The sequence below is a fragment of the Chitinophaga varians genome, from assembly GCF_014529945.1.
GTDB classification, from domain to species: domain Bacteria; phylum Bacteroidota; class Bacteroidia; order Chitinophagales; family Chitinophagaceae; genus Chitinophaga; species Chitinophaga varians.
The window spans coordinates 396,537-418,924 of sequence record NZ_JACVFB010000004.1 but is presented as its reverse complement, the minus strand read 5'-3'; the positions used below and the strand labels follow the sequence as shown (position 1 = coordinate 418,924).

Genomic DNA, 22,388 nt, shown 5'->3' with positions numbered 1-22,388 from the left:
GATGCAGAACAATGCCATTATGCAGCGCGTGCTGCAACTCAGTGATTTATGGAGCCAGGAAGTAAAGACCCATCCGGAGGCGCGGGTATTCGCCATCATGGGGGCTAATCTGGTAGAATACAAGACCATTAAGGGCTTCGTGATGTTTCAGACATCTACGGAGAAAACGCTCCCCGACGTGTTCCTGTTATATCCTCAACCATTCGACGGAGATGGAGGGGCCTACGCCTGGCGCTTATTGCAACAGCTGCATGGATATTTTCAGCAGTTTAATCAGGACAGCAAACTTGTAGCGGACTATGGCCGACAGGTGATATGGGAACATCCTTATCCCGAAAAATCAGCGGTCACCCCCAAAGAGCTGGTGGCTGCCTTATCCTCGCTGGCAGCGGCCTTACACATAGACGGCCGCAGGGAAATACTGGCCATCGCGCTTTTCCCGGAACAGGTCAGCGATTTCGACCAGCTAACAGCATGGATGACCCAGCTGGCAGCCGTTGAAATTCCCGTATCACTAAGGTTTATGCTGTACGACAACACAGAAGCGGCATTATATAAAGACCTCGTCAAACATAATGCGAAGGCCAGGTACATAAAGCCAGACCTGGACATACCCGGCGCCATGGACCAGATCCTGGAAGAGGCCAAAGCGAAAAAGACGTCTCCCGAAGAAATAGACATGATCCGGTTTCAGCAAAACCTGATCAAGCTAAATGAAGCCTCTACCTATTCCAGTGAAAAAGATGTGTTATTTTACAAAAAAGAATGCTGTACCATCACCCAGCGGCACCGATGGCTGCAACAGGAAGCGATTGTTTACTTCTTCCTGCATAATTTCTATTCCGGCATTGACAAGGCCAAAGCCCTCGAAAGCATTGATACCGCTATCCGCCTGAGCGACGAGGCAGTACTGAAAGGGTTGACAAAAAATAACCAGGAACAGTTTCAATACCGCATCGCCAAAGGCAATCTCTATTATTTCGACAAAAACCTTTCCGAAGCGGCCAATATATATAAAGCAGCGTTGGCGCTGGACCGTAAGGATTCCAACCCTATGATGCTGGCAGGACTATACCAGATGCTGGCTTCCTGTCAGCGCCGCACAGAAGGCAACAAAGCCGCCGCGGCCACGTTATTATCCGGCTGGCAGCTGCTTATACAGATGCCTGCAGAAGAATTGAAAGAAAACCCAATGCCCCTGTTTTATGCAAGAGATATGCTCGAGTTAAATGATCCGCGACTAACCCAACACCTGCCTTTGATGAATGAGCTATGGGGGACCGACTGGCAGTACAGGATCAGGAACCACAAAGCATATCAGACCTATGCAGGCGCTGATAACAATTAACCGTATTTTTTAAAAAACTGAAAATGGAAAAGTCAAAATCGATCGTTTATGTTATTGCAGTAGTAGTGTTAATTTCCCTGGCTTACACTGCCTGGAGCTTTATACGGCAGCAGCCGGACAAAAAGAAGTATAAAAACTACCTGCCCGTAACCGCTTCCATCACCGACAAACTGGCCGGCAGGGTAAGTCGCTATGGCGCCAAGCCCACCCGTTACCACCTTGTTTTCACCGCCAAAGATGGCAAAAAATATACTGCTTCCAACATCACATTAGGAGAAGAGCTGCAACCAGGCGATACTGTAACTGTTTATTATAACCCTGATAACCCCGGTGATGAAGTAGTAAGATCATTACCCTAAACATCCTGACAGATGGCATACATTCAGATAAAAAACGACCCCTTATCCCCCAAGGCCCCCATTGACCCCCAACCCGTCGCCAAACACTTTGATATAGTGCTGGGGCTGGATTTTCACATGCTGAAAGTCCCCTGGCCGTTTACCCCCTGCCCTATCACTCCTTTTGCCGCCCTGATTTTTGACCCGATGGACTATATCCATGTCACCATACCGGCTATGCCCGTGTATAGTGATGAAGGCGGTTTCACTTTAGCCAGAAATGTACCCACCGGCGGATCGGTATATTTCAACGGGATGCATAAAGGGGTAGCGCAGGGCGCGTTGTGGGGATTGCCTTCCGTACCACCTTTCCTGGGCAAATTGAAGGGGCTGGGCAAAATTGTCAGCAAAATCAACCTGCTGCATTCCGTGTTACCGCACCCGTTGTTTCTGTTGCCAAAGTTCTTTCACCCGCATGAAGGGCAACTTTCACATGGAAGTAAAACCGTTATCAGCCAGGGGATGTACCAGAGTACCTGGTTGTGCAGGGCGTACTCTTGTCAGGATGTAGGCAAAATATTAATGAATAACCCTACCGGCGGCTTCTATCTCAACTTCCTCACAGCCGTTATGGTAGTATTACCTATCGGCAAGCCGGTGATGATCGGGGGGATGAAAGAAGAGCAACAACTAAAGCTCTCCGACCTGCTGAACGCCCTGCTTTTCATGGGGCTGATGCATGGATTAAAGTTCGCCTTAAAGATGCTGGGTAAATTACTGACCCGCATACTGGCTAAAATGGAGGCCCATTTTCCGCAGTTCAGCAAGTTCAGAGCGGCAGTCCAGCCCTTTATCTGCACCTACCTGGGAGAGCCGGTGGATGCGGCCAGCGGCCATATGGCCAGCCATCTGGAAGGCTTTAGTCTGCCAGGGCCTATTCCTTTTACCTGGAACGCCAACTACTACAGCGACAGCCATTATGATGGTCCGCTGGGCAAAAATATTTACCATAGCTATGACATCACCTTGCTGGTGAGCGACGAAGATGAAGCCGTCGTGATGAGCGACACCGCAGGCAGACCGGTGGTATTTCCCATACTGGAACGTGGTACCAGCTTTTATCACCCTAAAGAAAAATATGAACTGCATTGTACCGAAACCGGCGAATATTATGTAAGCCACAAAAACGGCCTGCAGTATCATTTCTATCGTGCCGGCTATAAAGACAAAGGCCATGCTAAACTGCGCAGTATTACGAACCGCAGCGGGTTTATCATCCGGTTTTATTACAACCAGGACGGATTGCTGGAAAAAATTATCGACAGTGCCCACCGGGATATTTTTTTCCGGTACAACGACCAAAACCTGATCACCACCATACAAGCGCCCCATCCGGAATTAGGCGACCAGGGGATATTGGTGGAGATGATGCGTTATACCTATGATGACAAAGGGAACCTGAAGGAGATGTATAACGCAGAAGGATATCACAATGCGTTTAGCTGGGAAGGCCGGCATATCATCGCCCGCCGATTTAACAATGGCACTGAATTTACGTTTCGTTACGACCGCCATGGCCGCTGCGTTGCAGCGCTGGGGCCGGCTGGCTTATATAGTTATACCTTCGAATACTTTGACGGCTATACGGTGGCCACCAACAGCCTGAAACATCAGAAGACCTACTATCATGCCAATGGTATTGTCAGCAAGATCGTCAACAGCTACGGAGCAGCGCGACTATTTGTGTACGACGAGGCAGACAACCTGGTGTCTGACACCAACGAGCTGGGTATCGCCACCACCTATGATTATGACGACAGTAGTAACCTGACCGGACTGCACCTTCCGGGCCAGGGCTCTTTGACCATTACCTACAATGATTTGCGGCAACCGCTTACCGTTACCCAGCCTAACGGCGGGATCTGGACGTATACCTATGATGCGGCAGGCAACCTGTTGCAGCGTACCAATCCCCTGGGGGCCGTGACACAGTTTGCCTACCAGGATGGCCAGGTAAATAAGGTCATCAATCCGCTGGGAGCCGTTACCCAACTACAATACAACAAACAAAATCTCCTCAGCAGCATCGTATTGGCCAACGGCGCCACGGTAAAGTATGTTTATGATTGCCTGGGGCGGGTCACTGATATTACAGACCCGGCAGGAGCGGAATTACAACGGCGATACAACTTGCTGGGCAAACCCGTTTGGATAAAAAGTAACAATGGCAATACCGTGAAGTTGCAATATGACAGTATGGGCAATGCCATCGGCGTAAGTGACCGGCACCAGTCGGTTACCCTGCGTTATAACTTTTTCGGAGATGTTATCCAGCGCCAGCAAGGCGATAGCCAGATTCAATTCACCTATGATACAGAAGGACAGTTACGTCGTGTCATCAACGAACACCGGGAAGTATACAGCTACGAACTGGACAGCGAAGGCGACGTACTGACCGAAACCGGTTTTGACGGATTGGTCCGGCGCTTCCTGCGCAATGCCGGCGGGCAGGTGGTACGTGCCACCCTTCCCGATGGCAGCGAACAGGCATATGAGTATACCGCTGCCGGACGTATTGCCACCGTGTATTACGAGGCAGACGGCAGTGCCGAAACCTTTGGTTACAATGCGATGGCGCAGCTCATCAGTGCGCAGAACGGCCATGCCACCGTGCAGTTACAACGTAACCTGATGGGATGGATAGCGCAGGAACAAAGTAACGAACATATCCTCCATCATCGGTATAATCTGCTGGGGCAACGCACCCAACTTCAAAGCAGCCTGGGAGCACAGCTCGACCTCCATTACAACCCCACCATGAACTGGCTGGAGCAAATGGAAGCCAATGGCTGGAGCACACAGCTGACATACAATTCCCGCGGTCAGATAACCGAACGCGCCATGACCGGGAAGGTGGTCCAGCAAAACCATTACGATCCTGCCGGCCGGCTGGTAGATCAGATCACCGAAAAGAACAATAAACGCCTACAGCGCCGTTATACCTGGGACGGCGACCGGTTGGCGGGCATACACGACAGCACCACCGGCACCAAACAGTTTAAGCACGATACCTATGGCAATCTGGCCGAAGTCATCTACGGCGATGGCAGCGTGGAATATCGTATGCCCGATGCCGTGGGTAACCTGTTTGAAACCCCGCAACAAACAGACCGGCGCTATGATAAAGGCGGAAGGCTGTTGAGAAGCCCCAATGCCACCTATCAGTATGATCAGCTCGGCAACATGGTACGCAAGGAAGAACGCAATGGACGGGTGTGGCAATACCGATGGAACCCTGCCGGCATGTTGGAGAATGTACTACGCCCCGACGGAGAGACCGTCAGTTTTAAATACGATGCTTTAGGCAGAAGGATTGAAAAAAAATATAAACAGACCATCACCAAATGGGTATGGGATGGACAAAAGCCTTTGCATGAATGGAAAGAATTTGATGCGAAAGACAGTTCACCGGACGATGTCATCACCTGGGTGTTTAACCATCACAATTTTGCGCCGGCCGCCAAAATAAAAGGCACGAAAAAGTACAGTATTGTAACAGACCACTTAGGCACTCCCATACAGGGTTATGATGAAACAGGCAACCTGATATGGCAGCGGGAAATAGATAGTTACGGAAATACCCGCATGCTTCATGGAGAAGCCGGTTTTTGTAATTATCTTTATCAGGGCCAGACACTGGACACGGAAACCGGACTGGCGTATAACCGGTTCCGGTATTACAACCCTGAAGAGGGGGTATATATTAGCCAGGACCCGATCAGGTTGGGTGGAAATAACCCGACACTATATGGTTATGTTAATGATCCTAATGAGTTTGTGGATATTTTGGGGTTGTCTGTGCAAAGTTGCAGCGCCGACAAAGGCAGACTACAAGCCGAACAGGATATAAACAATAAGGGGCTACAAATAATTGGCGAAGAAGTTACCATGGAAGTGAATGGAAGCAGAATCCGGGCTGATTTTGTGGCATTTGATCCTGTAACAGGAGAGATCCATGTTTTTGAGGTAAAAAATGGCAACAGCCAGTATACCCCTAATCAGACCGGTGCTAATGTATTTGATAAGAATAGTACCGCCAATAGCAACAAAACCGGCAATAGTAACCTCGATTTAACAAAAGGTAAAACTGCCAATGCAACCCTCAGCACAGGGAATCAAACTAAACTCGATGGTATTGCAACCGGTACGAATCAACCAACCGGCTCAGTATCGAAAGGTACAACACTAAATAATGTTAATTTTCATACAAACTGGTATGATTTGTAAAATTAAACTATGAAAAAAGAAACATTAAAACTCTTATCAACTAAACTGGAGGAAAAGTATAAAGCATTATCTGCTACGTCTGCTTTTCGACCTGACAGAATGCAAATTACATTTGAAAATGAAAGTAGCTTTGAAATAATGTTTGACGTTTTAAAAGCCGGCATTAAAGAGATAGGAGCTTTTATGATCAGTTATTCCTTAGTAGTCAATAATACCGAGATATACCGTATCAAAAAGGAGACGGGCACAAGCACAATGGACCATCCGTTGTTGTTCTCAGGAAAAGAAATGTATATTTTACCGTCATCAGTAAACAGAAATGATCGTTACATCGTATGTACTGCTGTAAAACCGGAAGAGGTAGTATCCAATATCCTTTCGGACATTGATGCATTTGTGTTACCCTTGGCAACAGCGCTTTGCAAAGACTACAAGTCATTATTATCCTACTTCGACAACAAAGACTTTCTGTTATGTCTTAAAGATGCCTACGCTACTGCTTATATCGTAGCTTACCTGACAAACGCAAAAAAATGGACGACCGATGAGTTACCTGCATTGGTCAACAAATATGCTGAAGGCGGCCTTTTAAGATTTTACGACTATAGAAAGTCGCCCAATCCCGAGCAGGACATTGCACAAAAAATAGTCTCCTATTTTGAGAAGAAGTAGGCGATAGTTTTAATCAGGTGATGGATGATGAATCTAAAAGAAATTAATTGGTTTGAAAATGTAGGTGTTCCCGATCACATACTGGAAAGAGCTCGTGTAAAAAATGTGCCCGAAGAAATAATGGTCGACACCAAAGGAGTGGTGACGATCTTCCTGGTGGAAAATCATTTTAAAGCAACAAGTCTGTTATTTGTCTCATGATGAGATCAATTTAAATCCTCTCTTCAAAAACATCCCGAATCTGGTGAAGGCTATAAACGAACATCCCGAATCGTGGGATGTAACAGATTTACCACATGATGTTTTCGATTTTGAAGATCTGCCATTTTAGTAGATCAAAAGCACCTCAGGAGCTACCAGTTTATTCCATAGCTCCTGAGGTGCCCCCTTCTGTTTAAATAAATCTCGGCGTAAACCCGCCCTGTGTACACCCCGGCACCGGAATGATATTATCTCCGCTCTGATCTACATTGGGCAGATTCATAATATTGGGATACCATGATTTCCGGAAAGCGGGGTCTAATGCTGCCAGTTCCACCAATACGTGATAACCGCCCCTTGTTTCCACCACTGTCAGGCAGGAAGGATTGACGTATTCCTTTATTTTCTCCAGGATAGCCGGATCTTTTGCATCCACGTCAATATCGATGTAATACTTATTGCTGCAGGATTGCTGAATAGCGCTCATCACTTCCTGATGTGGGTTTTTCGCGCTGGCATTCGCCTGAATATTTTCCGCGAAGGTGACCAGGGAAGCGAAAGTAGCTTTCCACAGATCGCGTGGATTGATGCTGATATACAATGCCAGCGCTTCCTGCGGAATGGGCATTCCCCGCTGGGTATAGGCGCCTACGGCACATTCGAGCTGACGGATTTTCTCCAGCATATTTTCTTTTTTGCTGGTGAACCGTTTCAGTTGTTGTTTATCTGATTTAAAACCGTGGCCTTCTTCCAGATATTTGGTGCGGGCCAGCAGCGACAGGTAGTACTGTTCCTGCTCATTACACGCAGGAAGCCAGTCGATGAAAGCTTTCAGGGCTTCTTCATCCTGGATGATCTTATAATTCATGGTATTATTTAGAAAAAGGTCGCTGTCCAGGTACGTTCAAATGAAGCGCCGGGCGCCAACCGATTGATGCCTTCTTTTTCCGCCAGTTCACCGGTAGCCGCTACATTATCGGCGATGCCGCACCATGGTTCGATGCATACGAAATCCGCGTTCTTCGCCGCCCAGATGCCCATAAAAGGAAATCCGCCGAACGTTACGGTGAGGCCGTGCGGTGTTTTACTACTGTTGATGCTGATGGTATCGGAGGCCAGTTCTTTAAAGACGAGGGCATCTTCCAGGAACAATGACTTTTTCAGCGGCAGGTGTTGGGTATGGTCCAGCATGGGCACTGGTTGCAGTTCTATTTGTCCGCCGGGTGATAACGGATAGCGACCGGCTGTTTCGGTTTTGTTGAAGGTAAGGAAATAGTCTTCATAGTCTGTGCCCTCTGTCAGGGGCACTTTAAATGCCGGGTGGCCGCCCACGGAGAACAACAATTCTTTGTTATCTGTATTCTGCACGTGGTAGGTCACTTTCAGCGTATCTGCTTCCAGTACGTAGCGGACACGGAAATCGAACCGGAAGGGATATACGGCGAGGGTCGCCTCGCTGTCGACCAACCGGAAAGCCGCTTCCGTGGCAGTTTGTGTCAGCACTTCGAATTCCTGTTCACGGGCAAACCCGTGCCTTCCCAGCGTGTAGGTGTTACCGTTATATGTGTAGGTATTATTTTTTAACCCGCCTACAATGGGGAATAACACCGGGCTTTTTTTGCCCCATACGGCAGGATCGCCGCTCCAGAGATATTCCAGTCCGTTGTCTTTGCGGATGATATGTTGCAGTTCGGCGCCGGCGGCAGCCAGCGAGATAGTCAGCTGATCGTTGGAAATAGTTATCATACGTGTAAAGCCTTAGAAAAACGAAGATAAACAAAAATTAACGCGTTCCCCTGCCTGCTGTTCGCTTCATGCATGTTATCTTTGTGTTCTCAAAAGCAGTTTCATATGGAATCATTACAAGGAAAAAAAGTACTGATCACCGGTGGTGGTAAAGGTATTGGACGTGCTGTAGCGGTGGCGCTGGCACAGGAAGGGGCAGACATTGCTTTAATAGGACGCAGCGAAAGGCCGTTACAGGAGGTCGTTGCAACCCTCACTGATATGGGTGTGAAAGCGGCCTACGCTACCGCCGACGTAGGGGTGATGGCAGAAGTAGACAAAGCCGTTGCCAGTCTCACACAACAACTGGGCAGCATCGATATTCTGATCAACAACGCCGGCATTGCGGCTTTCGGCGGTTTCATGGACCTCACGCCCACTCAATGGGAAGACATCATCCGGGTGAACCTGCTCGGCGTATACTACGTCACCCGTGCCGTATTACCGGATATGATTGCCCGTAAAACCGGCGATATCATCAATATCTCTTCTACTGCCGGCCAACGTGGCGCCCCGCTCACCAGCGCCTACAGCGCTTCTAAGTTCGGGCTGCTCGGTCTTACCGAATCATTAATGCTGGAAGTGAGAAAACATAATATCCGCGTCAGCGCGCTCACGCCGAGCACTATCGCCACCGATATGGCCAAAGAGCTGAACCTGACGGATGGCAATCCGGAGAAGGTGTTGCAGCCGGAAGACCTGGCAGAGCTGATGGTAGCGCAACTGAAGATGAACAGAAGGGTGGTGCTGAAGACCGCTTCCATGTGGTCTACGAATCCGTAATGGCCCCGATCCCGGGGCTGAAGCCCCGGGCTACGATTGATGTTCAAATTCTTTAGGCTTAGAGATTGTCTGGCGCGCGATGTAGTGGGATAACGCAGCGCGGAGTTTATGACATGACAATAAACAGATAGCCCCCGGTGAAGATTTCACCGGGGGCTTATTTTATAATGGGCTAGTTAGTGGCGGCTGTTATTAAGACGTACAATTTCTTTAGAGAGCGCAAATTTGATGCCCAGTATGGCGAGGATGTTATCCATGCGGTCGAAGTTTTTACCGAAGGCAGCTACGGCGTAGAAACTGTCGCTGATCATGAAGTTGGTAACGAAAGCGAGGCGGTCGTAGTTTTGGCCGTTTTTCAGATCGTGGCGGTTCACATATTCAGCGGAGAGGTCGAAACGGCCTTTCTGGTAGTTGGCAGAGAGGCCGTAGTCCAGCAGCTGGCTATTATAGGGGAAGCTGCCGATAGATACGTCCTGGCTGTTCCAGATGTAGCGGCCGAGGGCGATGAAATCGAGCGGAAATTTGCCTGGCGCCCAGCGGATGTTGGTCCATATGCCGGAGCGATTGGAGGCCAGCTCTTTAAAGCGGTTGCCCGGCGCGCTGCCGGCCAATGCGCCGGCCAGTTCCACGATGACGAGGCCTTTGTTGCGCTGCACGTCAAACATATCGCGTAGTTCTGCGTTCTTTTGGGCCAGGGCCACGGTATCCAGTTGTGATGGATCTTCTACCGCCAGCAGGGCTTCTATTTCCTTTTTCTTTTGCAGCATCGCTTCGCGGTTGCGACGGTAATAAAACCGGAACACCTGCGTGCGGAAGCCGGCGGAGATGCTGGTAGTGGTATCCGTTCTGAAAGTAGCGGCCGATATGTTGAATGTTTGCAGTATCGGAAAATTGTTGTTCAGATACCGTTCAAAAGTAAGGTTTGGTTTGTTCGTCAGCCAGTAGGGTGTTACATCTATCGCGCCGCCCTGCCACAGGTTGATGAGGCTGATCCCAAAGGCTTTGGGATTGCTGGGTTTATCGATAGCTGCCGGCGCCTTGTCGGCCAGTATAAGTCCCGGCGACGAAGGCATGGTCATATCGGATATCTTCAGGGAATCCTTTAACTGGGCATAGCCGGGATGGGCGATTGCGAGGAGCAGCACCCACCAGAATAACTTTTTCATGGTTTACTTAAAATTAAAGTCCAGCAAAAAAGACATGATATCTCCGTCTGTCTTCACTTCATCCTGATAAAGGATAACAGAGGGCGTACAGGTGCTGAAAGCATAGGTAACGACAATACCGTTGGTGAGGCTGTTGGTGTCCAGCACGTTGGTAGTCACCTTCAGTGTTTTGCCTTTCAGGTCTGCCGCGGCGCCCAGCCGAAGATTCCGGATTTCCCCTTTTGCAAGGGCATCAGTGTCTTTGTCGAATCGCACCACGCTGGCACCAATCTGGGCGTTACCGATAGTGATATTGAGAATAACGTCCGATCCCGGGTTAACGGTAAGGTCGGCACTCTCCTTTCGTTTTCTGATGGCCATAGGATAATCAATTACAAATTACGAATTACGAATTACGAATTTGGGGTTCCTTTTCAGGAGATGTTGTTACGAAGGTAAATGATTACTACGCAGAGTATCTGCACTAGCGTAAAGCACTTAACCATCCTGCTACAAAAAGCAGCACTTCCTGACGGTTTATTTCATTATGCAGCTCATGGTAATCGCCGGGCCACTCGCGATAGGTCAACAGACTGGCCGGCGCTCTTTCTGCAAAGAGCCGGGAGCCATCTACCGCGGTAAATTCATCTTCTCCTCCATGAATCAGCAGGGCAGGTACTGTCAGGGCCCGGGCATGCTCCAGGCACCACAGGCCGTTGTGGATCATATCACTGGCAAGACGCACGCTCATTTTGTCATGCCGGAGCGGGTTGTGACGGAATTTCTCTACTTCTTCCGTATCGTGGGATATTTTCGTGATATCAAGCCCCTGATTTAACCGCAGGTTAGGCACTATTCTGTTCAGTACCCGCAGCAGGCCACGCAGGAAACTGCCGGGACGCCTGGCCACAATCAACGCCGGTGCGGAAATAACCGCCCCCATGATATCAGGGCCCCTGCGTAAGAGGAAGCCGGTGAGCAAGCCACCGCCCATACTATGTCCGTACATCACCACGGGCTGCTGGTACAACTCTTTGACATAAGCCAGAAAAGCCGCTTCATAGTCGAACATATATTCGAAGCCGGGCGTAGCGCCCCGCTTACCATCGCTCTTACCATGACCGTAATGGTCGATGCCCAGCACCGCATACCCTTCCCCGTTAAAGAAACGGGCCACATGATCGTACCGTCCTACCTCTTCACCGATACCATGCACGATGATCATCACCCGGCTGAAGTGCTCAGGTATCCAGCTGACGCCGTGAAAGCGGGTATTCCGGAATGACCAGTAAAATTCGTTCATGCCAGCGAATATAAACATTTATTCTCATGCAAAATTTCGCCCTGTTATGCAGCTGTTTTTATATTTTTGCGGTCATATCAACTTAAATCTGACACACAGCATGAGCGAAGACACCAAAGAGTCTCCGGTATACAGCATTCCGCTGAGTTACCGAAAAATGGAAAACCTGCATATCGTATTCTGGTTATTAAAAGATATCAGCTGGTGTATGATCTGGAAACCATTGGGTGTGGCCATGATCTTTCCCACGCTGATCATCTCCATTGTGATTGCCTGGCGCACACGGCAGTTTATGTCGGAGTTGTGCCACAACGTGGCTATTTCTTTATGGATAACGGCCAACTCCTACTGGATGATCAGCGAGTTCTTCCACTTTGATATGCTGTCAGTATGGGGAGAGATTACCTACAAACATCTGGCGTTAATCCCGTTTGTGTCTGGCCTGCTGTTATTAGCTTACTATTATATCTGGTATCAACCCAGACATAAAGAAACCGAGGAATTAATGACGAACTAGGAATGACGAATTACGAATTAAGGGCTTCCTTATAGAAAGGCTACTAATGAACCGATCTAAAAAGAAGCCCTTAATTCGTCATTCGTAACTCCTAATTCCTAACTCGTCATTCTAGATAGCATCTGATAAAGAGGTAAAGGTGAAGTCACGCAGTTTCATCGGCGGGAGGATGGCACTCTGGTTGCTTTCTCCGCTGACAGCCCTTTCCGGTCTGCCCAATGCTTCTACGTTATTGAGCATGATCACCGGACTTTCGTTGAAGCGGAAGTTTTTCACCGGATGTTTGATCACCCCATTTTCGATGTAGAAAGTTCCGTCGCGGGTAAGCCCTGTAAACAACAGTGTTTGTGGATCTACCGGGCGGATGTACCACAGGCGGGTTACCAGGATACCTTTCTCCGTGCTTTTAATCAGCTCTTCCAGAGAAGCGGTGCCGCCTTCCATGATAAATGCATCGGGAGAAGGAATGGCCTTTACATTGTCTTTCTGGGCCCAATAGCGGGAGTAGTACATATTTTTCACCACACCTTTATCGATCCAGGTAGTTTTCTCCTGAGGCCTGCCATCGTTGTTCCAGTAGGCGGTTGGCATATCAGGATGCCAGGGATCGGAATAGATGGTCACCTGGTCGTCCATGAGTTTGTCGCCCAGCTTGGTTTTACCACCGGCTTTGCTGAGGAAGCTCCTGCCCTCTTCTGCGCTACGGGCATCCATATTGCCGATGAGCTGTTCGATCAGTACGATGGAAGCTGCCGGTTCGAGGATCACGGTGTATTTGCCCGGCTCAATGGCTTTGGCGCCTCTGGAGCCGCTGGCTTTCTGTGCCGCGATGCTGGTTTCTTTGCCGGCATCCAGTTTCCGGACATCGTTGTATGATTTGGATGCATAACCGGAGCCGGTACCATCTTCTGAGCGGACAGTAATGCTGAAATTAATATTCGTTGAACTGTTATAGGCGAAAAGGCCTTTGGAATTCATGATAGCGGAAAAAGCGACATTGTTTTCCAGGTAACCTGCTGCCACCAGTTTATTTTGTTTGGTGATAGCGAGGCTTTTCGCCACCGCGTCTGCCCGATAGGCCGGGTCCACTGCTGCTGTATTCTCGTTGTACTGGGCAGAGGGCTCCACAAATTGTTGGGGCCCCAGGATGGGCATATATTCGGGATTCTCCGGCGCCAGGCGGGCCAGTTCTTCTGCCCTTCTGACTACTTTTTCGAGGGAGGCGTCATCAAATTCATTGATGGTGGCAGTGCCCAGTTTCTTTCCAAAAGCGGAATTAACGACCAGCATGTTTCTGCTGTTGGCGCCGCTGGTGGATACTTCGTTACGGGCATAACGCACATTGCCGGAGTCGCCACCAAAAAGGGTGACCTCGCACTCGTCTGCTTTGGAATAGGCAAGCACTTTTTTCAATAATGCCTGTGCTGCTTCTTTAGTGAGTATCGGCATATATTAAATTTTTCTAGCTGTATTAATAACGTTTACGCCATTGAAGCGGGCAGTCGCTGAGCCGTGGGATACGGCGCTCACCTGTGAAGGCTGGCCTTTTCCGTCGAAGAAGGAACCACCGAGGCGGTAGTCGCTCTTATCGGCGATGGCTTTACAGGAGTTCCAGAATTCCTGTGTGTTACTTTGGTAAGCCACATCTTTGAGCATGCCTACGATCTGACCGTTTTTGATCTCGTAGAAGAGCTGGCCGCCGAACTGGAAGTTATAGCGTTGCTGGTCGATGGAGAAAGAGCCGTCGCCTGCGATGAAGATGCCTCTTTCCACATTTTTGATCAGTTCTGCCGGTGTAAGCGGAGCGGTGCCGGGTTGCAGCGATACGTTGGCCATACGCTGGAACTGCACGTCTGACCAGCTTTGGGAATAACAGCAACCCTGTGATTGTTTAAGGCCGATGATATGCGCCTGATCACGGATGGCCTGATAGTTGACCAGCACCCCGTTTTTAATCAGGTCCCATTTCTGGGTGGCCACGCCTTCATCATCATATCCTACGGCGCCGAGGGAGCCGGGTTGTGTTTTATCTGCCACAATGTTGACGAGCGGGCTGCCGAACTGGAATTTTTTGGTTTCCCATTTGTCGAGCGTCAGGAAGCTGGTACCGGCAAAGTTGGCCTCATAGCCCAGTACGCGGTCCAGTTCTGTCGGGTGTCCTACCGATTCGTGAATGGTAAGCCACAGGTGAGAAGGATCGAGTACCAGGTCATACTTTCCGGGTTCTACCGATTTCGCTTTCAGCTTCTCTCCTACCTGCGTACCTGCCTGGCGGGCATCTTCGAGCATATCATAACGGTCACGGTATAACGTTGTTACGCCTCTTATTTTATCTGATTCACGGGGAATCAGGTATTCATAGCCCATGCCGCGGGGGGAGCTGAGGGCGTTGCGTGTTTCAAACTTACCGGTGGCCTTATCGATTTTGGTGATCTGGAACGTAGGCCAGATGCGGTGTACATCCTGGTCTATGTAAGACCCGTCGGAAGAAGCGAAGTATTTCTGTTCATTTACGAGGAACATAAAAGAGCCTACATAATCAGCGCCGCCTTTCATGGCCGCATCGCTGACAGACAGGAGCAGGTCTGCTTTTTCTTTCACCGGCACATCGAACGCATTTTTTTCGATGGGGGTTTTCCAGCTTACTTCGCCATAACCTTTTTGCGGGGCCAGTTGAACGGGAGTGGTCAGCAGGCGGGCATTTTCTTTGGCGATAGCCACCGCCGTGGCGGCAGCGCGGGCGATGCTGTCTTTGTCCATCTGGTCAGTAGAGGCAAAGCCCCAGCTGCCATTGGCCAGCACACGGATACCGATGCCATAGGATTCTGTGTTGACCACATTTTCCACTTTGTCTTCCCGGGTGATGATAAACTGGTTGAGATAACGGCCTATGCGTACATCGGTGTAGGTAGCGCCTTTACTGCGGGCAGCATTGAGGGCCACATCGGCGAGCTCTTTTTTCTTCGCCACGTCGATGGTGTACCAGGGAGCTTCCAGCGGAACCGCTTTTCCGATGATCGGGATCTGGGACAGCAGCCCTGCGCCCAGTCCGAGGCCTGTGTAATGGAGAAATTCTCTTCTTTTCATTATAGCAGGATTAAAGGAGTGATCTGAATGTTAGCAATAAGGGATTAGTACGTTGTGTTGAGCGTTGTTACATGGGAGCGTATTTGGCGTTAAGAATTTGGGTGATGTGTTATCGAAAAAAAATGGATGTCCCGTTGGCTGTCTTCATTATTTTTAAAGATAACAAGTTACAGCGAACAAAACATCCATCAATTCAATCAAGATAATCTTTTAGATAGCGTCGGAAAGCGACGTAAAGGTGAAGTCCCTGATCTTCATCGGCGGAATCAGGTAACTCCGGTAAGACTCAATACTGATGCTTCTTTCCGTTTTCCCGAGTGCTTCCACGTTATTGAGCATGATTACGGGGCTTTCATTAAAACGGAGGTTTTTGATCGGGTATTTGACCTCACCGTTTTCGATGTAGAAAGTCCCGTCGCGGGTAAGTCCTGTCAACAACAATGTCTGCGCATCTACCAGGCGGATGTACCAGAGGCGGGACACCAGGATCCCTTTCTCCGTGCTTTTGATCAGCTCTTCGAGTGAAGCATTGCCGCCTTCCATAATGATATTGGATGGCTGCGGTACTGGTTGCACCCCTTTATTTTTGGCCCAGTACTGGGAATATACGAGGTTCTTCACCACGCCCTTGTCTATCCAGGCTGTTTTTTCCAGGGGGAAACCATCGCGGTTCCAGGTAGAGGCAGGCAGATCGGGATGGAAGGGATCGGAGTAGATCGTTACCTTATCATCCATGAGTTGTTCCCCGATACGGTTGCCGCCACCGGGTTTGCTCATGAAGCTTCGACCTTCGTCCGCGTTACGGGCATCGAGGCCGCGGAACATATTTTCCAGCATATAGGTAGCGGCCACCGGCTCCAGTATCACCGTGTATTTACCTGGCTCTATCGCTTTGGCGCCGGCGGAGCTGTTGGCTTTGGCTGCCGCTGTTTTGGTAGCGGAGAGCGTATCCAGGCGGCTGATATCGTTATACCCACGTGCCGCGAAACCAGAGCCGGTACCGGCACTGTTGCGGGTAGTGATGGTAAACACCACGTTGGTATCTGTATCGTAGGCGAACAGTCCTTTGGAGTTGAGTATGGCCGAGAAGCTGGTGGTGTTCTCAATAAAACCGGCAGCTTCCAGTTGCGCTTCTTTTGCCACCTGTATGCTCTTAGCTACCGCGTCTGCACGGGTGTCGGGGGTGATGGCTGCTGTAGCCGGCACGTAGGTTTTGGAGTCCTTAAAATCTGCCGGACCGCGCAGCGGCATATATTCCGGGTTCTCCGGTGCGAGGCGCGCCAGCTCTTCTGCGCGCTGTACTACCCTTTCGAGGGCGGCATCGTTGAATTCGTTGATGGTGGCGGTACCGGAGCGCTTACCAAAGTAAGACGTTACGGACAGGGTGGTATTGTCGATATCTCCTGCGGTAGAAATGGCATTACGCGCATAGCGGATATTGCCGCCTTCTTCGCCGCGGAGCGACACTTCGCATTCATCTGCTTTGGAGTGAGCGATCACTTTTTGCAGTAATGCTTTTGCTTCTTCTTTTTTTAATATAGCCATGTGCGTTAGATCAGATTTTTCTTGCTGTGTTAATAACATTTACACCATTAAAACGGGTAGTGGAGCTGCCATGGGACACGGCATTGGACTGGCCGGGCTGTCCCTTGCCATCATTGAAAGCGCCGCCGAGGCGGTAGTCGCTCTTGTCCGCGATGGCCGTGCAGCTGTTCCAGAACTCCTGTGTGTTGGCCTGATAGGCCACATCTTTCAGCATACCGGCAATTTTTCCGTTTTTGATTTCGTAGAATGTCTGTCCTCCGAACTGGAAATTATACCGTTGCTGATCAATAGAGAAGGAGCCATCGCCGATGATGTAAATGCCTTTTTCCACGTTTTTGATCAGATCGTCCACGCTGAGTTTTTCTTTGCCGGGTTGCAGCGATACGTTGGGCATACGCTGAAACTGCACATCAGACCAGCTTTGCGCGTAGCAGCATCCCTGCGAGTGATCGAGGCCGATGATGTGCGCCTGATCACGGATAGCCTGATAGTTGACCAGCACGCCGTCTTTGATCAGGTCCCACTTACCGCATTGCACGCCTTCATCATCGTAGCCTACGGCGCCGAGGGAACCGGGCTGTAATTTATCTGCCACTACGTTGACCAGTTTGCTGCCAAACTGGAAGTTGCGTGACTTCCATTTGTCGAGCGTCAGGAAGCTGGTACCGGCATAGTTGGCTTCGTAGCCCAGTACGCGGTCCAGTTCCGTAGGGTGCGCCACTGATTCGTGGATGGTGAGCCATAAGTGGGAAGGATCGAGCACCAGATCATATTTGCCTGGCTCTACTGATTTGGCCTTCAGCTTCTGGTCAACATCTGCGGTCGCATTTTTTACATCTTCCAGCATATCGTACCGGTCTTTGTAACGGGTCACGATACCGCCGACTTTATTATCTGCCGTAGGCGTGAGGTATTCATATCCCATGCCTACCGGAGAGCTGAGTGATTTACGGGTTTCGAATTTACCACTGCCGCGGTCTATCTTAGTGACGGTGAAAGTGGGGAACAGGCGATGGATATCCTGATCGATATAAGAGCCATCTGTAGAGGCGAAATATTTCTGTTCATTGATGGCCAGGATGGCGGAATTGACGAAGTTGGCGCCGCCTGTCATGGCGATACTGTTCACATTCAGGAGCAGGTCCACTTTATCTTTCACCGGAATGGTGAAGGCATTTTGTACGATGGGCGTTTTCCATGATACTTCGCCGTAGCCTTTTTGCGGGGCCAGCTGTACCGGTGTGGTCGTCACGCGGGAATTAGCTTTCGCCACGGCCACCGCTCTTTCCGCAGCTTTAGCGATCGCTTCTTTGGTGACCACATTCGTAGCAGCAAATCCCCAGCAGCCGTTGGCGATCACGCGGATGCCTACGCCAAAGGATTCCGCGTTGGCGATGTTCTGCACGCGGGCTTCGCGGGTTACGACAAACTGGTTGAGATACCTGCCGATACGTACGTCCGCATAGGTGGCTCCTTTGCTACGGGCGGTGTTAAGCGCCACATCTGCCAGTTGTTTCTTGATTTTTACGTCCAGGCCATCATTCAGAAAACGTGATGGGTCGACGGGTGTGCCGAAAGCGGAAAAGTTCGGCAGGACAAGTGCTCCCAGCCCCATAGCGGACAGCTGGATAAAATCTTTACGTTTCAAATGAAAGTCCTCCGGTTTGGTTTAGTTTAGATTTTAGTTGACAGTGGGTATCCTGATTCCACGCACCATTCGCAGCATGGTGATGCAATTCTCATGAGCATAAAACCTTGTAACCCTTATTGAATCCTAAGCTAATTTTTTTTTCTTACTTTTTTTAGCCATTCGTCACATTTTCTTTTCCCACCATAAAAAGATGAGGGCGAAGAACAACGGGAGCAGCCACCAAACGGGTGACAGCCGTACCAGGGTTATTTCGCGGGATGCGGGCGCCACTGTTGGTTGTTCCATGACGGGCAGATTTTTCCAGTCATCTTCCTGAAAAATATACTTCCATGTTGTTCCCGTGCCGGTAACGATTTGCTGCCAGCCTGGTTTCACGGGCCACCAGGTACCGGTATAACGATAAGGCAGCCAGGGGTGCTGTGCCAGCGGCAGGGTAATACCACCGGCCTGTAACGCCGGCGTGGCGGTAGTTTCCAGCTGTATGTCCAACGGCTGGTACACACGGGCGATGGCGGGAGAAAACAATACTTTTTCCGCAGCGGCTTTTTTCCGGGCGGCGGCTTCGAGAATAGCCGACCAGTACTGTCCGTAAGCGACCGACTGCCCTTCCAGTTGCCAGCTGTAAGTGTTGAGCAAATGCGTACGCACCAGTTTGCCTGAGCCTGCGAGCGTTACCGTCACATAAGCCCGATGCAGGCTGTCTGTTACCAGCGGCAGCTGACTGTTGCCTGCCGGCAATGCCTGTCCCGGATCTGTGGACAAGGCGGGCAACCGTTGCCCGGAGCGGAGCCGCAGTGACAAAGGACGCGGCTGCGTGCCGGCGCTGTCAGCTTTTAATACCAGTCCAATACCGGCCTCTTCGAGCCGGGCACGGGTATTTTTGTCGACAGCCCCGCTCTGCGCGATCACCACGTCGAATTTGGCCAGCAGCGCTGGCGTCAGCACATCCAATGATTGCTCCGGGAAGTTGGAGAAACGCAGCAGGTACTTATTTTTCGCTGCCAGTGTGCGCATCGCCACCGCATTACCCTGTTGCACCAGCCAATCGGCCAGAAAGCGGTTGTCAAAGTCCGGCGACTGTGCCAGGAAAAGCACCGCCAGCGGCGTGGCGGGCTTCACTTCCAACGGTAACGGCTGTTGTTCCAGCGTGTCCCTGCCTCCCATGGCGGTAATCCGGTAAACGGCCCTGCCCTGATGCAAGGGCCATGCTTTGAGGGAAAAAGAGGAGTCTTGCTGAGGCGCTATCACCACTGAGTCCAGCGTGGTGTCAAAACCAGCCAGCCGTAAGGTGACCGGTTTGTTTGTACGATTATGATATGCTCCCTGTACGGTCCATTCGCTGCCGGCGGTCAGGCTGCGGGCCCAGTCGCAGGCAACGATGCCTATAGCCGGAGCATCGGATTGCACTACCTGCTTCGGCGCTGTCCCTTCACGGGTAACGTACAACGGCCAGCCGGCCAACACGATACCCGCCACGGCTATAACGGTAGCGATGATACGTCCGATAAGCCGGTCTTTCTTCGGACGGCGTATCTCTCTTGTGATCAGCCACCCGGCAGCTGTGAGGCCGGCGACTAACAGGAGGTAGTTCCAGCTGGTCATGGCCTACCGGTTTTAAGGTTATGAAAATAGTGTTGCGGCAAAGAAGGTGATACCGATGCCGGCGCTGATTGCGGCTGCAACGGCGGTGCTTTCAGTATCTTCTGTAGTCCCTGTTGAGCAGTACGTATATCCTTATCCGTGCCTTTATGCATTTGTATGCGACGCATCGCTTCCAGCGCCGGCAGGTATAGCGCCGGTGTGGTGGCAGCCTGGGTGGTCAGCACCTGTTGGGCGTCCCGGAGGGCGACCGTACTCACATTCGTATCACCTGCTTTGATGGCATCCAGGGCGGCCAGGGCCTGCCGCACCGCCAGCAGCTGGTCCTGATAGGCGATCGTTTCTTTTTGCTGCCGCGGCGAAATTTTATCCTGCTCTCCGGTGAGCCGCTTCTCCGGCTTCAGCGGCGTTGTTTTAACGCCCGTTTTCGCCACGTATACACGTGACTGCTGCTGGAGGTCCTTCAACAGGCGCAACGCCTTGTAAGCGAATGGCAAGGCCTCCTGCGGTTTATACAGGCGTAGCTGTAGCTCCGACTTCCACATCTCCGTCAGGGTGGCCTTCAGTTGTTTTTTTATTTCCGGATCAAAGAAAGTCGCATCTTCCGCATTATCATGTTTGTCAGTAAATTCATCCAGCACTTTGGCGGCGTTGCCAAAGTCTTTGGGGTCCACCACTCCTCCTTCTTCTTTCCCGTGATGATCATGGTCATGATCGTGATCATCATGACCCGCTTCTGCGGCTACGCGGGGATCGCCGATATTGGACTCAGATTCTTCGCCGAGGAATTTACCATAGCGCAGGCGCAGCAGCTTCTGGTCTGTGCCCAGATCGTTACTGCGGCTGTTGAATTTTTCTTTGCCGATGCTGTCTTTTTCGCGGAGCAGCTGTTCCGCATCGAGGATGATCTGCCGCTGACTACGGAAGTATTCCGGTTTGAAAGCCACGCCGGTCACCAGTCCTTCCATACTAAAGAGTTGCGCGGTATCCGGCAGCGTCACGATATACACATCAGAGCGGTTTTCCTGCCGCCGGGTATCGGTAACGCGTATATGAAAATACAGTTCGTCGCCCGGCTTCAGTCCCATAGCCGACAGGTTCAGTGTTTTACTGACCTGGTACTGCGTCAGCTGCGCGCTGAAGTTATTCTCAAAAGGCAATTCCTGATCTTTGAAGCGTACGGCCTCCCCGCTGCCACTGGCAATGGTGAGCGCGATCAGCGCATTCCGGACGCCGTAGTCGTCGCTCAGCGTGGCTTGCACATTCACTTTGGTGGACTGCCCGAATTCTATGGTCGTATAAGGTTGGGGGCTGGTAATACGTATGACAGGCAGCTGGTCCGGTATCAGCTGCAGCTGGTACAATTCAGACAGGTGGCCATTCAGCGACACCTGATAAAAACCGGATTTGCGTATGGTTCGTGTAGCCGTCCAGGTGGTATGCGCCGCATCCGGCTGCAGTGTCAACCAGGTACTGTCGTTGAACACCAGGGCCAGTTCCTGTACCTGATTATTGGTGTGCAGTTCCCATTTCACCAGCGAACTGTCGGGAGCAGTGATATTAAACGCCGACTGGGTGCGGGCGGGGCGGCGCATATAAGCGGGTGGCTGTAACGTGATCTGTGCGCCATTAATGCCCGGCAACACTTTTTCAGGGTGATTGGTTTGGGCGTTCGTATTAGCCGGACTCACCGGCAGCGATGTGATGCGGGTATTCAGCGCATACCAGCCCAGTGTGAACAATATCATGAACAGGGCCGTCATGGCTGCCTGACGCAGCGGTTTGTAAAATGTCCGTGGCAGCGACAGCTTCTCCAGCACAGGTGCAATTTTCCCTACCTGCAGGGTTTCCAGCAGATGATGATCAGCCGCGGGTTTTAAAAACAGCGCCGCGCTCTCCTCCAGTTCCGGAAATGCCTGGTTCAGGTAACGGACCACTTCCTCCTCCGGCAGGCGCCAGGGTTGGTGCCACCAGAGTTGGGCCACCAGCGCCAATACGCCGCCGATAAGGGCCGGCATCACGCCCAACAGCGCCAGTGGGGCTGCCAATGCCATCGACAACAGCACATAACGCCATAGCTGGCTACGCACCCAGCGGGCACGGATGTCAGCTATTTTCATATGACCG

General features: G+C 50.8%; 17 protein-coding genes. 6 read left to right on the top strand and 11 right to left on the bottom strand.

Annotated features, from left to right (window positions below; all coding sequences use genetic code 11):
* The first annotated feature begins 1 nt into the window (after window position 1).
* Genes ICL55_RS21900 through ICL55_RS21885 form a run of 4 tightly spaced genes read left to right on the top strand, consistent with a single transcriptional unit; the run spans window position 2 to window position 6,645 of the window.
* Window positions 2-1,348: a hypothetical protein gene (locus ICL55_RS21900; protein WP_188101352.1), complete on the top strand. Its 1,347-nt coding sequence runs from the start codon at window positions 2-4 to the stop codon at window positions 1,346-1,348.
* Window positions 1,349-1,371: 23 nt separating this feature from the next.
* On the top strand, window positions 1,372-1,707 hold the full coding sequence (locus ICL55_RS21895) for a DUF3592 domain-containing protein (protein ID WP_188101350.1): 336 nt from the start codon (window positions 1,372-1,374) through the stop codon (window positions 1,705-1,707).
* A gap of 12 nt (window positions 1,708-1,719) precedes the next feature.
* Complete coding sequence (locus ICL55_RS21890) at window positions 1,720-5,973, top strand: RHS repeat-associated core domain-containing protein (RefSeq protein WP_188101348.1); 4,254 nt, start codon at window positions 1,720-1,722, stop codon at window positions 5,971-5,973.
* Between the two features lie 9 nt (window positions 5,974-5,982).
* Window positions 5,983-6,645, top strand: a complete 663-nt coding sequence (locus tag ICL55_RS21885; protein WP_188101346.1) for a hypothetical protein — start codon at window positions 5,983-5,985, stop codon at window positions 6,643-6,645.
* Between the two features lie 394 nt (window positions 6,646-7,039).
* Here ICL55_RS21885 and ICL55_RS21875 read toward each other — a convergent pair whose 3' ends face one another.
* Window positions 7,040-7,714, bottom strand: a complete 675-nt coding sequence (locus tag ICL55_RS21875) for a hypothetical protein (protein WP_188101341.1) — start codon at window positions 7,712-7,714, stop codon at window positions 7,040-7,042.
* A gap of 8 nt (window positions 7,715-7,722) precedes the next feature.
* The gene (locus tag ICL55_RS21870) at window positions 7,723-8,592 is read right to left on the bottom strand and encodes an aldose 1-epimerase family protein (RefSeq protein ID WP_188101339.1); all 870 of its coding nucleotides are present in this window, start codon (window positions 8,590-8,592) and stop codon (window positions 7,723-7,725) included.
* Between the two features lie 105 nt (window positions 8,593-8,697).
* Between ICL55_RS21870 and ICL55_RS21865 the strand changes: the two genes are divergently transcribed.
* Entirely contained in the window at window positions 8,698-9,414 is a 717-nt protein-coding gene (locus ICL55_RS21865) for a 3-ketoacyl-ACP reductase (protein WP_188101336.1), read from the top strand.
* A 176-nt stretch (window positions 9,415-9,590) separates the two neighbouring features.
* Here ICL55_RS21865 and ICL55_RS21860 read toward each other — a convergent pair whose 3' ends face one another.
* The 3 genes from ICL55_RS21860 to ICL55_RS21850 form a co-directional block, all read right to left on the bottom strand.
* A complete protein-coding gene (locus ICL55_RS21860; protein WP_188101334.1) occupies window positions 9,591-10,580 on the bottom strand; it encodes a hypothetical protein in 990 nt (329 codons plus the stop codon).
* Window positions 10,581-10,583: 3 nt separating this feature from the next.
* Window positions 10,584-10,940 carry a hypothetical protein gene (locus ICL55_RS21855; protein ID WP_188101331.1) on the bottom strand — a complete coding sequence of 119 codons (357 nt, stop codon included), beginning with the start codon at window positions 10,938-10,940 and terminating at the stop codon, window positions 10,584-10,586.
* A 103-nt stretch (window positions 10,941-11,043) separates the two neighbouring features.
* Window positions 11,044-11,862, bottom strand: a complete 819-nt coding sequence (locus tag ICL55_RS21850) for an alpha/beta hydrolase (protein ID WP_188101330.1) — start codon at window positions 11,860-11,862, stop codon at window positions 11,044-11,046.
* Window positions 11,863-11,962: 100 nt separating this feature from the next.
* Between ICL55_RS21850 and ICL55_RS21845 the strand changes: the two genes are divergently transcribed.
* Window positions 11,963-12,379 (top strand): hypothetical protein, encoded by a 417-nt coding sequence (locus ICL55_RS21845; RefSeq protein ID WP_246496480.1) that lies wholly within the window; start codon window positions 11,963-11,965, stop codon window positions 12,377-12,379.
* A 111-nt stretch (window positions 12,380-12,490) separates the two neighbouring features.
* Here ICL55_RS21845 and ICL55_RS21840 read toward each other — a convergent pair whose 3' ends face one another.
* The 6 genes from ICL55_RS21840 to ICL55_RS21815 all read right to left on the bottom strand — a co-directional run bounded on the left by ICL55_RS21840 (window position 12,491) and on the right by ICL55_RS21815 (window position 22,381).
* A complete protein-coding gene (locus ICL55_RS21840; RefSeq protein WP_188101328.1) occupies window positions 12,491-13,828 on the bottom strand; it encodes a TldD/PmbA family protein in 1,338 nt (445 codons plus the stop codon).
* Between the two features lie 3 nt (window positions 13,829-13,831).
* Window positions 13,832-15,466, bottom strand: coding sequence for a TldD/PmbA family protein (locus ICL55_RS21835; protein WP_188101326.1), 1,635 nt, complete (start codon window positions 15,464-15,466; stop codon window positions 13,832-13,834).
* 210 nt (window positions 15,467-15,676) lie between these two features.
* Window positions 15,677-17,011 carry a TldD/PmbA family protein gene (locus tag ICL55_RS21830; RefSeq protein ID WP_188101324.1) on the bottom strand — a complete coding sequence of 445 codons (1,335 nt, stop codon included), beginning with the start codon at window positions 17,009-17,011 and terminating at the stop codon, window positions 15,677-15,679.
* Between the two features lie 10 nt (window positions 17,012-17,021).
* A complete protein-coding gene (locus tag ICL55_RS21825; protein ID WP_188101321.1) occupies window positions 17,022-18,659 on the bottom strand; it encodes a TldD/PmbA family protein in 1,638 nt (545 codons plus the stop codon).
* Between the two features lie 165 nt (window positions 18,660-18,824).
* The gene (locus tag ICL55_RS21820) at window positions 18,825-20,264 is read right to left on the bottom strand and encodes a hypothetical protein (protein WP_188101318.1); all 1,440 of its coding nucleotides are present in this window, start codon (window positions 20,262-20,264) and stop codon (window positions 18,825-18,827) included.
* Window positions 20,261-22,381 carry a DUF4175 family protein gene (locus ICL55_RS21815; protein WP_188101316.1) on the bottom strand — a complete coding sequence of 707 codons (2,121 nt, stop codon included), beginning with the start codon at window positions 22,379-22,381 and terminating at the stop codon, window positions 20,261-20,263. The genes ICL55_RS21820 and ICL55_RS21815 overlap by 4 nt, the downstream gene beginning before the upstream one ends.
* Between the last annotated feature and the right edge of the window lie 7 nt (window positions 22,382-22,388).

Excerpts from the sequence above, each read along its gene's own strand:
- ICL55_RS21865 (WP_188101336.1), top strand. The coding sequence starts at position 8,698 with ATGGAATCATTACAAGGAAAAAAAGTACTGATCACCGGTGGTGGTAAA.
- ICL55_RS21820 (WP_188101318.1), bottom strand. The coding sequence starts at position 20,264 with ATGACCAGCTGGAACTACCTCCTGTTAGTCGCCGGCCTCACAGCTGCC.
- ICL55_RS21850 (WP_188101330.1), bottom strand. The coding sequence starts at position 11,862 with ATGAACGAATTTTACTGGTCATTCCGGAATACCCGCTTTCACGGCGTC.
- ICL55_RS21870 (WP_188101339.1), bottom strand. The coding sequence starts at position 8,592 with ATGATAACTATTTCCAACGATCAGCTGACTATCTCGCTGGCTGCCGCC.
- ICL55_RS21885 (WP_188101346.1), top strand. The coding sequence starts at position 5,983 with ATGAAAAAAGAAACATTAAAACTCTTATCAACTAAACTGGAGGAAAAG.
- ICL55_RS21815 (WP_188101316.1), bottom strand. The coding sequence starts at position 22,381 with ATGAAAATAGCTGACATCCGTGCCCGCTGGGTGCGTAGCCAGCTATGG.
- ICL55_RS21845 (WP_246496480.1), top strand. The coding sequence starts at position 11,963 with ATGAGCGAAGACACCAAAGAGTCTCCGGTATACAGCATTCCGCTGAGT.
- ICL55_RS21900 (WP_188101352.1), top strand. The coding sequence starts at position 2 with ATGCAGAACAATGCCATTATGCAGCGCGTGCTGCAACTCAGTGATTTA.
- ICL55_RS21855 (WP_188101331.1), bottom strand. The coding sequence starts at position 10,940 with ATGGCCATCAGAAAACGAAAGGAGAGTGCCGACCTTACCGTTAACCCG.
- ICL55_RS21890 (WP_188101348.1), top strand. The coding sequence starts at position 1,720 with ATGGCATACATTCAGATAAAAAACGACCCCTTATCCCCCAAGGCCCCC.
- ICL55_RS21840 (WP_188101328.1), bottom strand. The coding sequence starts at position 13,828 with ATGCCGATACTCACTAAAGAAGCAGCACAGGCATTATTGAAAAAAGTG.
- ICL55_RS21830 (WP_188101324.1), bottom strand. The coding sequence starts at position 17,011 with ATGGCTATATTAAAAAAAGAAGAAGCAAAAGCATTACTGCAAAAAGTG.
- ICL55_RS21835 (WP_188101326.1), bottom strand. The coding sequence starts at position 15,466 with ATGAAAAGAAGAGAATTTCTCCATTACACAGGCCTCGGACTGGGCGCA.
- ICL55_RS21875 (WP_188101341.1), bottom strand. The coding sequence starts at position 7,714 with ATGAATTATAAGATCATCCAGGATGAAGAAGCCCTGAAAGCTTTCATC.
- ICL55_RS21860 (WP_188101334.1), bottom strand. The coding sequence starts at position 10,580 with ATGAAAAAGTTATTCTGGTGGGTGCTGCTCCTCGCAATCGCCCATCCC.
- ICL55_RS21895 (WP_188101350.1), top strand. The coding sequence starts at position 1,372 with ATGGAAAAGTCAAAATCGATCGTTTATGTTATTGCAGTAGTAGTGTTA.